Raw genomic sequence first — 13900 nt, 5'->3', positions numbered from 1 at the left:
CTCGTATTATGTAACTATTTCTATTATAGACCATTCTTTCGACAGAATAAAAGTGCGGGCGTTTCTGTAATACAGTAAAATAGATCGTATGGGGGAGAAGATCAGCTGATCCGTTCCTCCTATATTTTGTTTAACGGCGGTGAAGGCATGTGCGTTTTCAGACAAAACTAATGGTATTTATATCTCTTTTAGTACTGGTAGTTACCGGGCTGTTGGGATTATCCTTTCGATATATGATCACCTCCGCTCTATATGATGAAATCGGAGAAAGGGCGCTCACCGTCGCCAATACCCTCGCCGTAGATGCGCAGGTCAGAGACGCTCTGGAGCAGACTGAGACGACGCAATTGCGTTCGCGTATCAACGAGGTCATAAAGCCTGTCCAAGCCAGCAGCGGCGCTGATTTTATTACTATTGCTGATCGTCATCTCATTCGACAGTGGCATGTAAACCCGGAGCGCATCGGCACGCCTATGATAGACCCCATGAATGATAAGGTACTGCAAGGGCAGTCCTTTATCACTGAATCGACGGGTTCTCTCGGACCGTCAATACGCGCCAAAACAGCCGTTTATGATACGCAAGGTAAGGCCATCGGGCTCGTCTCTGTAGGTTTTTTAATGACAGATGTGCAGCAAAATATTCGTACATACACATATGCATGGCTCTGGTTTATGGTGGGCGCGCTGATGATCGGCATATTGGGAAGCCTGGTTATAGCGCAACGGGTTCGACGCGCACTGCATGGACTGGAGCCAGTGGAGATCGGACGGTTGTACCAGGAAAAGCAAGCCATTATTGAGTCCATCGGCGAAGGAATTATCGCGGTTAATAGTAACGGACAAATCACACTTGCCAATCCACAGGCAGCTCGCTTGATCGGACTCCCCGCGGAAACCTCTATCTACGGATGCGACCTTCGTCACTTGACAGGTGTTCCAGATGTACTGGTTGATATGCTTGTTGCCGATTACACAGTAGAGCATTCAACGATGGGGCCAGATCAGGGACAGGACATATGGAATAAGGAAATTGAGGTCCAGCAGCGAATTGTAGTCGTCAGCCGTGTGCCGATCCAGGATCGTTCCGGTCGCATCATGGGCACGGTTGCCAGTCTGCGTGACAAGACCGAACTGCTCCACATGACACAACAGTTGACAGAGGTCAAAGATTACGCGGAAGTACTTCGATCACAAACACACGAATACGCCAATCGGCTGTATCTCATATCCGGCCTGATTCAGTTGGAGTGTTATGACGAAGCGGTGGACTTTATCACCCAGGAATCAGAGGAATATCGTGTACACAGGCCGATTGGCACAGCTCTCCTAACCGATTCAATCATCGCCAGCCTACTGATCGGTAAGAAGAAACAGGCGCTGGAAAAAGGGGTTTTACTCCATTTTGATATTAAAGGAGCATTCTCAACCCAGTCTCCTACGTTGGAGTGGTCCTTTCTCGCTTCCATAGCCGGAAACCTGCTGGACAATGCCATGGAAGCTGTTGCGATGTCCTCCATCTCTGACGGACAGGTCTGGTTCCGGCTTGAAGAAACGACTGAAGCCATCATCGTCGAAGTTGCGGATAACGGATCGGGAATTTCGGACGATATCCAAGAAAAGCTGTTTGTCAGGGGAGCTTCGACCAAAGCAGAAGCAGGACATGGATATGGCCTTGCTCTCGTGCTGGAGTACACTGAACGAATGGGCGGCTCTATTGAAGTGTATGAACGGCCTGGTGGTGGAAGTATTTTTGAGGTATACATTCCCTTACATAGGACAGATATGAATAATGATGCAAAAGGAGGTTATGCCCATGAATGAGCGGGTTTTATCGGACATTGAGGTTCTTATTATTGAAGACGATCCGCGAATTGCGGAGATTAACCGTCGATTTATTGAAAAGGTAGACGGGTTCACCGTATGTGCAATCGCCACGAACGAATTTGAGGCAAAACTTCAACTGGACGTGCTCCGTCCTCCTCTAGTCGTGCTGGATGTTTATTTTCCCGACACAGATGGTCTAACCCTGCTATCGTTCATCAAGCAACACTATCCGGGTACAGATGTTATTATGCTGACTGCCGCCAAAGAAGCTGAAACAGTGGTACAAGCCGTTCGAGCAGGCGTGTTTGATTTTATCGTAAAGCCGCTTATATTCGAGAGATTGCGTGCGACCTTGGAGGAATATGCCCGGTTTCGGCGACAAATCACAACATGGCAAGAGGAACAATCCACAGTCGAACAATCTGAAATTGACAGTTTGCTTCAAAGCGCGGGCACCGGTCGGATGGCGGGGAACGGAGTCGGAGAATTATGGGCCAAAGGCATCGATAAAGTAACTTGCGACAAAGTGCTAGATCTCCTGAATCGACGGGGTGAGGTGACTACAGGTACAGTGGGAATTGAGCTGGGTATGAGCCGTTCTACAGCCAGAAGGTATCTGGAGTATTTAGTGGAAAGTGGCGACGCGCACCACGATCAGGTGTACGGAACCGTCGGCAGACCGGAGCGTATCTATCGGCGACAGCGGAGGGATGCATAAACCGCCCAACTCTGATGTCCTGTTACTTCCCCCTCTTCCTATTCATAATTTTATTGAATTTAATTCACTTAATCGATCAAAACGGTTTAAATGACCACATTATTTACGTCCTCCTTCCCGATTGCTAGAATGATCAACAGTTAGTTGATTGATAATGATTATCAGTTTCTCTGATAATCATACTGGAACGGGGGATAACGTATGGCAACACCGAAACAACCACTGCGCACAGGCATGCTGCTTGCAGCGATCCTGGCACTACTGACGGTCATTATGGCGGGATGTGGACGCCAGTCACAAGATAACAGCGCAGTAGCACCTCAAGCAACAGGCGACACTCGAATGATTAAACATGAGATGGGAGAAACCAAGGTTACAGGTACACCCAAAAGAATCGTAACCCTGGAATTCTCTTTTGTCGATGCCACAACCCAACTGGGCGTTACTCCTGTCGGCATAGCTCAGGAAAATGACGATGATATTGATGGGCTGCTCGGTAAGAAAATCAACTTCACACCAGTAGGCACGCGCAAACAGCCAAACCTGGAAACGATCAGCTCCCTGAAGCCGGATTTGATTATTGCCGATCTGAATCGTCATAAAAGCATATACAAAGAACTAAGCGAGATTGCTCCGACCATTGTTCTAAAGAGCCGCAATTCCTCCTATGAACAAAACCTGGCATCCTTCGGTGTCATCGCCGATGCGTTGGGCGAGAAGGAAAAAGGGAAGCAAATTCTCACTGCGCATAAAGCTACCATGGAAAAGTTAAAAGAAGGCATCAAAGCTGGCGAGTCACGTAGCGTATTGCTAGGGGTATTCCGCTCTGATTCACTATCGGCTCACGGTGCTTCATCCTTTGATGGACAACTGCTGGAGCAAGCGGGTATTCACAATGCCCTTCAAAATACAAGCGAGCCTACCGTCAAGCTGACGCTGGAACAGATTGCACAAGCGGATCCTGATGTGATCTTTTTGGTGGAAGCCGATGAGAAGCTGATTGCGGAATGGAAGCAAAACCCGCTTTGGCAAAACATTACGGCCGTCAAAAAAGGGGAAGTTTACGAAGTGAACCGGGCACTATGGACCCGGTACCGTGGACTCGGCTCAGCCGAGAAAATACTGGAGCAAGCCATTTCGCTTCTGTATCCCGCGCAAAGTAAAGGAGACGGCTCCCGTTGATCGGACAAGTCTCACGCGACCGGCTGAATAAGCCGGTCTTCTTTGCACTTATCGCTGCGTTGCTGGCTGGATTGCTGCTCAGCGTGGCGATTGGCCCAGTCAGGATGGACATCCCCACCATGCTGACTGCGCTGTTCACCGAGCATCCGTCCAAGGATCAGCTCATTGTCTTGACGGTACGCCTACCGCGTGCCGTTATTGGCCTAATCGTCGGGGCGGGGCTCGCCGGGGCTGGAGCCCTGATGCAGGCCATCACACGCAACCCGCTGGCCTCGCCGCAGGTATTCGGGGTCAGCTCAGGCGCTTCGCTGGCTGTCGTGCTGTCCGTCGTGCTGCTGCCGAATATCGGATCGTCCGGCAGCATTTATTTTGCTTTTGCCGGGGCCATCGCAGGCGGCTCCTTCGTATATGCGCTGGCCGGAACGGCGGGCATGACGCCGGTTAAGCTGGCCCTTGCCGGGATGGCCGTGCATCTGTTGCTGGCCTCCATCACCCAGGGACTGCTCGTGTTCAACGAGCAAATATCCGATGTGCTGTATTGGCTCGCCGGAGCCATCGATGGTTCCACTTGGGCCGACACGCGTCTGGTGCTGCCATGGTTCGCCGTGGGTATGATCCTTGCGCTGGCGCTGGCCCCCTCGCTATCTGTGCTGAGCCTCGGGACGGAAGTCGCACAAGGATTGGGACAAAACGTACGTCTTGTCCGTCTACTGGCCTCGGCCTCAGTGATTATGCTGGCAGGCTCTGCCATAGCGGTAGCCGGGTCCATCGGCTTTGTGGGCCTGATGGTGCCGAATATCATCAAGATGTTTACAGGTGACAATTACAAGCGGGTCATTCCCCTGTCTGCAATCTGCGGAGCTCTGCTGCTGACATATGCAGACGTGCTTGGACGATTCATTGCATTTCCTTATGAGTCGCCCGTTGGTATTGTAACGGCGCTGGTGGGTGCGCCCTTCTTTTTATATCTGGCGCATAAGAACGGGAGGGCTTCACGATGAAAAAACTGTGGATTTTACTCGCGCTCATGCTGGGTGTTGCTTTTATAGCTATAGGCGTGGGCAGCACCTACATTACGCCCTCTGAGCTGATCACAGCTCTGACTGACCAGAATGCCTCTTCCTGGTTCATCGTTCACCACTATCGGCTGCCACGTGGTCTGCTGGCCATCATGGCCGGAGCTGGGCTGGCAGTAGCCGGTGTTCTGCTACAAGGCATGATCCGCAACCCGCTAGCCTCGCCAGATGTGGTAGGTGTATCCAAGGGGGCCGGCTTTGCGGCGGTTCTCGTCATCGTACTGCTACCCTCATCCCCAGTGGCGCTGTTGCCTGTAGCGGCCTTTGTCGGTGCCGGACTAGCTGCACTGTTGCTCGTACAGCTTTCGATGAAGGGAGGCATGCGTCCCAATATGCTAGCCTTGACCGGACTGGCGGTGGGCGCTATTTTTCAGGCTGCGACCGATTATATACTGGTCAAGTATCCACTCGAAGCCAGCGACACGCTCACTTGGCTAGCTGGAAGTCTGTGGGGAAAAGGCTGGGACGAAGTGTATGGGCTACTGCCGTGGTTAATCGTGTTGCTGCCTCTCGCCTATACCCTACAGCGTAAGCTCGACATTATGAGCCTAGATGAAGAAAGCTCTGCTGGGCTGGGACTTAGCGTGAAACGCGTGCGTACAGGACTGCTAGCCGTGTCAGTCGCCTTGGCTGCCTCCTGTGTTGCTGCCATCGGCTCCATCGGCTTTATCGGACTGCTGGCACCGCATCTGGCACGGCGGTTATTTGGGAATCGCCACCGCTATCTATTGCCCGGCTCGGCGATGATCGGCGCCCTGATTCTCGTCCTCGCCGATGCGTTGGGACGGGGGCTGAGGCCGCCGCTAGAAATTCCCGCTGGCATCGTGACAGCCGTCATTGGCGCGCCATATTTTCTGTATCTATTGCTGCGGGAACGCAAACAAAAAGGCAGCGGATAGGATTAGGATAAGAAGTTGCGCAGCGCTGCTAAACGCAGTACTATACTCTAGCGTTTAGCAGCGCTACCTGTACACCGATACGCCGATTAACTTCTTCTCTAAACGATTCATCATGCAGTAACCTCTTTTTAAAAACATTTATCATTTCAGGAAAGCTGGCATTTGTGCTAGGGTCCAAATCGTTAAAAAAGACAGCTAGCTCTGTCGAATGCCCTTCCTTATCTGTCGCATACATTGCCAGTGTCAAAACGTAAGCCGTGGAGCCTCCTTTTTGCCCAGTATGTTTCAGGAATTGCTGGTTTTCAGGAAGAACCATAAATGGTTCCTCCATGACCTCGGACAATAACTTTTGCTCAGCTTTTGTGAACCCTTGACGGCGGTTCAGCTTACTCATTAAAGAGGCATAATCGGCCGTCGTTGAAGCTATAAAACGATCCGTATTAATACGGTCATAATCCTGATCATACCAGGTCTCAATATCTGCGTTTTTCTTGTAAGAACCACTCACATCACGGCGCAGCTTGTTATGAATCACGCGGGCATATCGGCGAAACTCCGTGTCCGACATCGCCTGAATGGCTTCTTTGGCAGAAATTTTATTCTTTGTATTATTCCAATTCTCACCTTGTCTCTCCTTCATCCATTCGTAAGGAATCAAAATGGAGGATACAAACGGATAAATGGGATCATGATTTTGCAGCCCCATTTTGGCTCTCGTCCGATTGATCGCATCCACCCCCAGTTTGTCCATTAAATACTCCGCATTGGCGTTGGAACTAAATTGAATCATCCCCTTGGCGACGTCTCGTACAGATACAGTTTCATTCTGTATCCGCCCTTTAGCCTCCATATTCTGTAGCCACGCCGTATGAGCACCACCATCCAAACCCGGCAAATAAAACCTTTCCAGCGAAATCAGCTTCACTCTGTCATCCGGGTTGATCTGATCCACCGCCGCTTGCTTGGCATATTCGATCGCAATGATTGTTTTGACGGTGCTCGCCAAAGGCATCATCCGGTTTTCCTCTTGGCCTGCCAGCTTTTTTCCATCTCTCAGAATCGTAATCGAAACTTTTTCTGCATTCTCCTCCACAAAATGAAGTAAACGCGTGGCAGCATCCTGTTCCTTTGTTTCACCCTCAACCTCGGCTGCAATCGCAGTTGTGGGCCGGACGGTATTCGGGGGATTAGCCACTTGATTCTGCATGAAAGTTAGTAATCCTGTTGCCACTCCCATAACGATGAGCACTGTAGCCAAAATAGTTGCTACTATGATAAGGCGCTTTCGTTTCACTATAACCTCCCCCTGTATACACTTCATACACAGGTTTATTTTCCCATTTTTATATTTCAATTTCTATTTTAAACGAAAACACAGTACAAAAAGTTTCATTACGTGTCATATTTTCAAATAACATAAAAAAGAGAGCCTCCTGTACATAACACAGGCTGACTCTCTTTCATTACCCTTCGACACTTATGCTGGATAGGGTACTTCGGTTCCATTCAATATGAGGTGCATCCGAATTTCCGCTTTTAAGGAGTCGGATACTGCACAATATTTTTCCTTACCCATCTGAATCGCTTTCCATACGCGGTAATCTGGAATATCTCCATCTACGTGGAATGTCAGATCAATCGCTGTAAAGCCTGTCGGCATTTCTTCCTTGCGCGTACCTTCTGCGTCAATATCAATACGAGTAATGTCCGACAAGAAACGATCCAAAATCATTGTGATATCGATCCCCATACATCCTGCCAGACCTGCCAACAGCAGTTCCATGGGAGTCATCCCTTTACCATCACCGCCATAAGCCGCCGTAGCATCCATCCCTACAGAATAACCGGATGGTCCCTCCGAAGTAAACGCGCGTTTGCCGTGCCAAGTTGTAGATACTTTCATGTTCAAAGGCCTTCTTTCCATCTTAATAATCTATGATTTATCCTCGATCTTACTTTAAAATTCGCTGATTTGGCGTAAAAATTTCTGTGTTCTCTCATGCTGGGGAGTGTCAAAAAATTCCTGTGGCGCTGCCTCCTCCAAAATGATACCATCTGCCATAAATATAACCTTGTCTGCCACCTCGCGAGCAAATTTCATCTCATGAGTAACGACGACCATCGTCATTCCGTCTTGAGCCAACTCTCGCATAACACCCAGCACCTCCCCTACCAGCTCGGGATCAAGCGCCGATGTCGGCTCGTCGAACAGCATAATCGCCGGGTCCATCGCCAGCGCACGTGCAATGGCTACCCGCTGCTGCTGTCCACCGGACAGACGTGAAGGATGTACATCCTGCTTATCCGATAACCCCACCCGCTCCAACAACCGTTGTCCGATGGACATAGCCTTGTCGCGCGGCATTTTTTTTACTGTCAGCAGTCCTTCAATGACATTGCCGATTGCGGTTTTGTGCGGATACAGATTGAATTGCTGAAACACCATCCCCGTCTGTTTGCGAATATCACGAATGGCTGCTTGGCGGACACGAACGGGAGCCGTAGCATCTACCTCAATCCCATTCACCTCAAACTTGCCGGAAGACAGCTCTTCCAGACCGTTCAGGCAGCGCAGCAAGGTACTTTTACCTGAGCCGCTCGGGCCGAGTAATACGACGATTTCACGAGCGGCAACCTGAAAATCAATGCTTTTCAGAACCTCTACCTGTCCGAATCGTTTACCTAATCCGTTTGTTGTTATCATCATCTATCATCTCCACCTTAATAAGCTCGAGCCAGACGCTTTTCCACCCGCTCCAGTATAGCGGAGAATCCAATGCTCATAATCCAGTACATCAGGCCAATTTCGAGCAGAAACGGCATGTAGAGCAAATACTGTGCCTGTAAAAGCTGTGCCTGTCGCATCAATTCACTGACCCCGATAACCGACACCAGCGACGTTTCTTTAAGCATACCTACAAATGTATTCCCCATCGGTGCAATTGCAATGCGTACCGCCTGAGGAAGAATAATGCGCCACATCGTTTGACCGGGCGACATTCCCGTCGCATAAGCTGCCTCGGTCTGTCCCTGGGGTACGGCTAAAATAGCTCCACGGAACGTCTCCGATAAGTACGCCCCTGTATTAATACTGAGTGCCAGACAAGCAGCCGTCAGCGATCCGAATGATATTCCATAATCATCCAGTCCGTAATAAATGACCGCAATCTGCACCAAAACCGGCGTCCCCCGAATGATCGATACATACATGCGCGCCAGCCATCGAGCGGGTCGATTCCCCTTCAACCGGGCCACAGCAACAACCAAACCAATGATTAGGCCAAAAAACATAGAGACAATCGTGATATAAAGCGTATAATAAGCACCCTTTAATAAAAAAGGGACGTTCTCCCACATTAATTCAAGCATCGGTTATATTCCCTTCTTTCAGACGAGTGGCCCCATGTCAGCATAAAAGCCAAGACTGGAGCCAAACGCCTCTAACAGGCTTACGTTATTCTTTTGGCTCCTCGCCAAACCATTTTTTGAAAATTGTTTTGTAAGTGCCGTCTTCCTTCATTTCGTTCAAAGCCTTGTTCAAGGCTTCTTTGAGCTCAGGAGTTTTCTGGTTAATGGCTACACCCGCTTGATCCGATTTAATCGGCTCGCCTACGGCTTTAATTTGGAACCCGTTTTTATCGATAATCGGCTTGAGAGCATACAGATTGTTGATTGTTGCGTCAATACGACCAGAGTTTAGATCCTTTAAGGAAGTAATGACATCATCATACGTTTTAATCTCAAAATCGCCTACCTTCGGTAGTACTTCATTCCGCAGATAAGATTCATCATTCGTTCCCAAGCCGACACCAATGGTTTTGCCTTTAAAGTCCTCCAGCTTGGTAATATCATTTGTTTTGCTGTTTACGATAATGTTTACATTGTTTGTGATATAAGGCTCTGTGAAGTCAATGGCCTTCTTACGATCCTCTGTGATCGTAACCTGGCTAATCACTGCATCGAATTTTTTCTTTTGCAAACTTGGAACCAGTCCCGAGAATTCTTGTGCCGTGAACTCCGGTTTCACTCCAATCCGCTTCGCCAATTCTTTGGCGATATCCACATCAAATCCGTCCAATTCCTTGTTGTCGTTCAAAAAATTGTACGGCGGATAGGTGCCCATCATGCCTACCTTAATTACACCAGCCTTCTTGATTGCTTCGAGCTGGTTACTCGCTGCCACATTACTGCTACCCGCTCCATTGCTAGTATTAGAAGCTTCTGGCTTAGTACCGCAAGCGCTCAGCACAAGGCTGAACAATGCCAGAGCCATGAGTGTAGTTACCAAGAACCCTTTTTTACGTGTTTTCATGTATCGTTCTCTCCTGTCTGGATGTAAATGATTGAGTTCTTCTATGTGATTTGGCTATATTATTTGTTGCCAACGCCCCATTCATGCGATGTTGCACATCTAGCTTTGACCTAATAGTCCATAAAACTCAAAATTAGCCGCCTCTGCTGCCAATCTTTTAGCAGTTATCTGCGTGATGTGGTCATGTGTTCCCTCTGAACCGAATAGCCAGCGTGTAATGACACCTTCGATCATACTCATGAGTAGTGCCGCCCTTAATTCGACATCCAATTCAGCAGGCAACATGTTCAGCTCGATCGCTCTTTCCATATTGCGCCGGAATGCCTGCTCCATCGCGGCCCTTGTCTCTCGGATACTCTGGCGCACCGGTTCATCGACACCGCTGCCGATCAGCAGCAAACCCATCAGATAGCGGTTCTCCAATGCAAAATCAAATAACCGAACAAACAGCGCCTCTGATGCCTTAACCATATCAGCCAGCGTTCCCGCGTCACGGCGATATCCCTGTCCGATCGCTGACAGTAGTTGTTCACGACCAGTAGCGATAATCTCCAGCGCCAGTGCCTCTTTACTTTTAAAATACCAATAAAACGTGCCTTGGGCTACTCCCGCCTCTACCACGATATCTGAAATCTTCGTTTGATGGTAACCCTGCTCGGCGAACCGCTTCAATGCAATGTGAAGAAGCTGTGTTCTGCGGTCTGTTTCTTCTCCCGCGTGCTCAGCAGGTTGGTCATTTGAGACGGTCTTGGACTGCTTCGCCTTCCGTGGCTGCATGGGTTTCCTCCTCCCGATTGATCAGTCAGTCAGTTTTGTATTTTTAATCCTATAGGATAAGTATACTTTTGTCAAACGAAAAAAGAGAACCTCCACAGAGGTCCTCTTTATCCTATATATTACTGCTACAGCAATGCTTTTGCCGCAATATCCGTACGGTTTTGTTTACCTTCAAAGGTAATACGATCCGCCTGTTCGTAAGCTTTGTTCCGTGCTCCGGCAATATCACGTCCCAAGCCGACCACACCTAATACACGTCCGCCGTTCGTTACCCACTCACCCTGTTCGTTGATGCCTGTTCCAGCATGGAACACAATGGCTTCGTCTACCTGTTCCAATCCGTGGATAGGTACGCCTTTGGCGTAAGCTGCAGGATAACCTCCGGATGCCAGCACCACGCACACCGCCGCTTCATCCTTCCACTCAATCTCCACCTGATCCAGCGTACCATTTACAGCAGCAAGAAATATATCGAGCAGATCGGATTTTAAACGAGGCAGAACCACTTGAGTTTCCGGATCACCGAAACGTGCATTAAACTCAATGGTCTTTGGCTTGCCGTCCGGCGAAATCATCAATCCAGCAAATAATACACCTCGGAACGGACGCCCTTCAGCAACCATGGCCTTGGCCGTCGGCTTAATAATCGTCTCAATAGCTTCCTCAATAATGGAATTGGCTATGTGAGGCAACGGAGAATACGTACCCATGCCACCTGTATTCGGCCCTTTGTCACCATCAAAAATTGGCTTGTGGTCTTGCGCCGCAGCCATCGGACGAACCGTTTCACCGTCGACAAAGGAGAGAATCGACATTTCCTGACCAGCCAGAAACTCCTCGATCACGACTTGTGCCCCGGCTTCACCAAACACCTTGGCCACCATAATGTCAGAGAGAGCCTTTTCCGCTTCCTCCATCGAGTACGCGACCGTTACCCCTTTTCCTGCCGCCAGTCCGTCTGCCTTGATGACGACTGGGATCGGTTGCTCCTTCAAGTATGCATGTGCTTCCTCGTAAGTATAAAACTTGCGATAGGTTGCTGTCGGAATATGATATTTATGGAGCAAATCCTTCATGAAGATTTTGCTGCCTTCAATTTCAGCTGCATTTTTACGCGGTCCGAATACTGGAATGCCTTTCGCTTCAAAAGCATCCACAATGCCATCTGCCAGCGGATCATCGGGACCAACCACGACAAGTCCTACCTTTTTGGATTCCGCCAGCTCTGTCAGCGCGTCAAAGTCACTCACCGGAATCGGCACGCACTCCGCTAACTGTCCGATACCAGCATTGCCTGGTGCGCAATAGATTTGCCCGGCCTTGGGGCTCTTCTTCAGCGCCCACACAATTGCATGTTCGCGGCCGCCCCCTCCGATAACCAAAATATCCATTCAGGTGTTTCCTCCCGCTCCCATTAGATTGTTCAGGTGAAAATGCTGCTGCATCCTCAACTCATACAAGTTAGTGCTTGAAATGACGTACGCCTGTAAAGACCATGGCAATGCCGTATTCGTTAGCAACCTTGATGGACTCTTCGTCTTTGATGGAGCCGCCCGGCTGAATAACTGCTGTGATGCCTGCTTTAGCTGCCAGCTCCAACGTATCGCCCATCGGGAAAAATGCATCGGATGCCAGTACGGCACCTTTTGCTTTGTCACCGGCCTGCTCGATAGCAATCTTGGCCGCACCGACACGGTTCATTTGTCCTGCGCCTACGCCAATGGTCATATTATCTGCCGCCAGTACGATGGCGTTGGATTTCACATGCTTAACCACTTTCCAGCTAAACAAAAGCTGTTTCAGTTCTTCCTCGGATGGTGCCCGCTCCGTTACAACTGTAAGTGCATCCGAGTCTACAGCGTGAATGTCATTTTGCTGAACTACCATGCCGCCTTCAATGGAAGTCACGACGAAACGGCTCTCTGCCTGTTCAGACCGGGAAAGCTCACCCAGATCAAGCAAACGAATATTTTTCTTTTTCGTTAAAATCTCCAATGCTTCTTTCGTAAATCCCGGTGCCAGTACAATTTCCAAAAAGATCTCACTCAGCTTATTCGCTGTATCACCATCAATAATCCGGTTAGCCGCTACGATGCCACCAAAAATCGAGGTTGGATCAGCTGCATACGCCTTGCTGTACGCTTCATAAATACTGCCGCCGATTCCCACACCGCAAGGATTCATATGCTTAACTGCTACTACTGTAGGTTCGCTGAATTCTTTAACGATTTGCAAAGCAGCATTAGCATCATTGATGTTATTGTAAGACAGCTCTTTGCCGTGAAGTTGTTTCGCTGTTGTCAGTGTACCCTTTGCCGCCAATGGCTCACGGTAAAATGCCGCCTGCTGATGCGGATTTTCGCCATAACGCAAATCCTGAATTTTTTCATAGGTTACGGTGTATCGCTCAGGCAACGGCTCGCCTGTCACATTCGACAAATAATCGGATATCAAAGCGTCGTATGACGCCGTATGACGGAAAACTTTTGCGGCCAGACGCTTACGGGTATTCAGTTCCGTATCGCCATCCTTACGGATTTCCTCCAGCACTGTGCTATAGTCATCAGCATCGACCACCACACTGACAAAAGCATGATTTTTTGCCGCAGAACGCAGCATCGTTGGACCGCCGATGTCGATATTTTCAATCGCGTCCTCATAAGTTACACCGGGTTTGGCAATCGTTTCCGCAAAAGGATACAGATTCACAACGACCAGATCTATATAACCCAATCCAAGTTCTTTCATCTGACGCTGATGCTCTTCATTATCCCGAACAGCCAGCAAGCCGCTGTGTACCGCAGGGTGGAGTGTTTTAACACGTCCATCCATAATTTCAGGAAAACCCGTTACCTCTGAAATGCCGATGACGGGAATGCCCTCCTTCGACAACAAGCTGCTCGTTCCCCCTGTCGAAACGATCTCCACACCCAATTTGGACAACTCGCGGCAAAATTCCACGATCCCCCGCTTATCCGATACGCTGACGAGCGCTCTTTTAATACTCACCCTGTCTCCTCCTTTAGCTCTTTCAGAATTTTGCAAAATTCTCTTTTATCATTTTATTTCCCGAGAAATATCGGAAAATGCCTGTACAGCATCCTTGATAT

13 protein-coding genes are annotated in these 13900 nt (G+C 49.2%); 5 read left to right on the top strand and 8 right to left on the bottom strand.

What is annotated here, in order from left to right:
* The first annotated feature begins 149 nt into the window (after positions 1 to 149).
* The 5 genes from MKX59_RS25130 (at position 150) to MKX59_RS25110 (ending at position 5701) form a co-directional block, all read left to right on the top strand.
* Positions 150 to 1823 (top strand): ATP-binding protein, encoded by a 1674-nt coding sequence (locus MKX59_RS25130; protein ID WP_076295792.1) that lies wholly within the window; start codon positions 150 to 152, stop codon positions 1821 to 1823.
* Complete coding sequence (locus MKX59_RS25125; protein ID WP_023987065.1) at positions 1816 to 2544, top strand: response regulator; 729 nt, start codon at positions 1816 to 1818, stop codon at positions 2542 to 2544. Before MKX59_RS25130 ends, MKX59_RS25125 begins: the two co-directional genes overlap by 8 nt.
* 201 nt (positions 2545 to 2745) lie before the next feature.
* Positions 2746 to 3726 (top strand): ABC transporter substrate-binding protein, encoded by a 981-nt coding sequence (locus MKX59_RS25120; RefSeq protein ID WP_076295793.1) that lies wholly within the window; start codon positions 2746 to 2748, stop codon positions 3724 to 3726.
* Positions 3723 to 4727, top strand: coding sequence for a FecCD family ABC transporter permease (locus tag MKX59_RS25115; RefSeq protein ID WP_339201458.1), 1005 nt, complete (start codon positions 3723 to 3725; stop codon positions 4725 to 4727). Before MKX59_RS25120 ends, MKX59_RS25115 begins: the two co-directional genes overlap by 4 nt.
* On the top strand, positions 4724 to 5701 hold the full coding sequence (locus tag MKX59_RS25110; RefSeq protein WP_053324655.1) for a FecCD family ABC transporter permease: 978 nt from the start codon (positions 4724 to 4726) through the stop codon (positions 5699 to 5701). Before MKX59_RS25115 ends, MKX59_RS25110 begins: the two co-directional genes overlap by 4 nt.
* A 40-nt stretch (positions 5702 to 5741) precedes the next feature.
* Here MKX59_RS25110 and MKX59_RS25105 read toward each other — a convergent pair whose 3' ends face one another.
* The 8 genes from MKX59_RS25105 to purH form a co-directional block, all read right to left on the bottom strand.
* Complete coding sequence (locus MKX59_RS25105; RefSeq protein WP_023987061.1) at positions 5742 to 6995, bottom strand: serine hydrolase; 1254 nt, start codon at positions 6993 to 6995, stop codon at positions 5742 to 5744.
* Positions 6996 to 7178: 183 nt separating this feature from the next.
* Positions 7179 to 7604, bottom strand: coding sequence for an OsmC family protein (locus MKX59_RS25100; protein ID WP_023987060.1), 426 nt, complete (start codon positions 7602 to 7604; stop codon positions 7179 to 7181).
* Between the two features lie 54 nt (positions 7605 to 7658).
* Positions 7659 to 8408, bottom strand: coding sequence for an amino acid ABC transporter ATP-binding protein (locus MKX59_RS25095; protein WP_080751596.1), 750 nt, complete (start codon positions 8406 to 8408; stop codon positions 7659 to 7661).
* Positions 8409 to 8422: 14 nt separating this feature from the next.
* A complete protein-coding gene (locus MKX59_RS25090) occupies positions 8423 to 9070 on the bottom strand; it encodes an amino acid ABC transporter permease (RefSeq protein ID WP_023987058.1) in 648 nt (215 codons plus the stop codon).
* Positions 9071 to 9155: 85 nt separating this feature from the next.
* On the bottom strand, positions 9156 to 10013 hold the full coding sequence (locus MKX59_RS25085; RefSeq protein WP_023987057.1) for a substrate-binding periplasmic protein: 858 nt from the start codon (positions 10011 to 10013) through the stop codon (positions 9156 to 9158).
* A 99-nt stretch (positions 10014 to 10112) separates the two neighbouring features.
* Entirely contained in the window at positions 10113 to 10790 is a 678-nt protein-coding gene (locus MKX59_RS25080) for a TetR/AcrR family transcriptional regulator (RefSeq protein WP_069080224.1), read from the bottom strand.
* A gap of 125 nt (positions 10791 to 10915) precedes the next feature.
* The gene (gene purD, locus MKX59_RS25075) at positions 10916 to 12181 is read right to left on the bottom strand and encodes a phosphoribosylamine--glycine ligase (protein ID WP_023987055.1); all 1266 of its coding nucleotides are present in this window, start codon (positions 12179 to 12181) and stop codon (positions 10916 to 10918) included.
* Positions 12182 to 12251: 70 nt separating this feature from the next.
* Positions 12252 to 13799 (bottom strand): bifunctional phosphoribosylaminoimidazolecarboxamide formyltransferase/IMP cyclohydrolase, encoded by a 1548-nt coding sequence (purH, locus tag MKX59_RS25070; RefSeq protein ID WP_013308804.1) that lies wholly within the window; start codon positions 13797 to 13799, stop codon positions 12252 to 12254.
* Between the last annotated feature and the right edge of the window lie 101 nt (positions 13800 to 13900).

The organism is Paenibacillus sp. FSL R7-0340 (genome assembly GCF_038002205.1).
Taxonomy (GTDB): domain Bacteria; phylum Bacillota; class Bacilli; order Paenibacillales; family Paenibacillaceae; genus Paenibacillus; species Paenibacillus polymyxa_B.
The sequence above is the reverse complement of the archived record's forward strand: the minus strand, read 5'-3'. Positions and strand labels throughout refer to the sequence as shown.

Excerpts from the sequence above, each read along its gene's own strand:
- MKX59_RS25090 (WP_023987058.1), bottom strand. The coding sequence starts at position 9,070 with ATGCTTGAATTAATGTGGGAGAACGTCCCTTTTTTATTAAAGGGTGCT.
- MKX59_RS25095 (WP_080751596.1), bottom strand. The coding sequence starts at position 8,408 with ATGATGATAACAACAAACGGATTAGGTAAACGATTCGGACAGGTAGAG.
- MKX59_RS25125 (WP_023987065.1), top strand. The coding sequence starts at position 1,816 with ATGAATGAGCGGGTTTTATCGGACATTGAGGTTCTTATTATTGAAGAC.
- MKX59_RS25080 (WP_069080224.1), bottom strand. The coding sequence starts at position 10,790 with ATGCAGCCACGGAAGGCGAAGCAGTCCAAGACCGTCTCAAATGACCAA.
- MKX59_RS25110 (WP_053324655.1), top strand. The coding sequence starts at position 4,724 with ATGAAAAAACTGTGGATTTTACTCGCGCTCATGCTGGGTGTTGCTTTT.
- MKX59_RS25085 (WP_023987057.1), bottom strand. The coding sequence starts at position 10,013 with ATGAAAACACGTAAAAAAGGGTTCTTGGTAACTACACTCATGGCTCTG.
- purD (WP_023987055.1), bottom strand. The coding sequence starts at position 12,181 with ATGGATATTTTGGTTATCGGAGGGGGCGGCCGCGAACATGCAATTGTG.
- MKX59_RS25100 (WP_023987060.1), bottom strand. The coding sequence starts at position 7,604 with ATGAAAGTATCTACAACTTGGCACGGCAAACGCGCGTTTACTTCGGAG.
- MKX59_RS25120 (WP_076295793.1), top strand. The coding sequence starts at position 2,746 with ATGGCAACACCGAAACAACCACTGCGCACAGGCATGCTGCTTGCAGCG.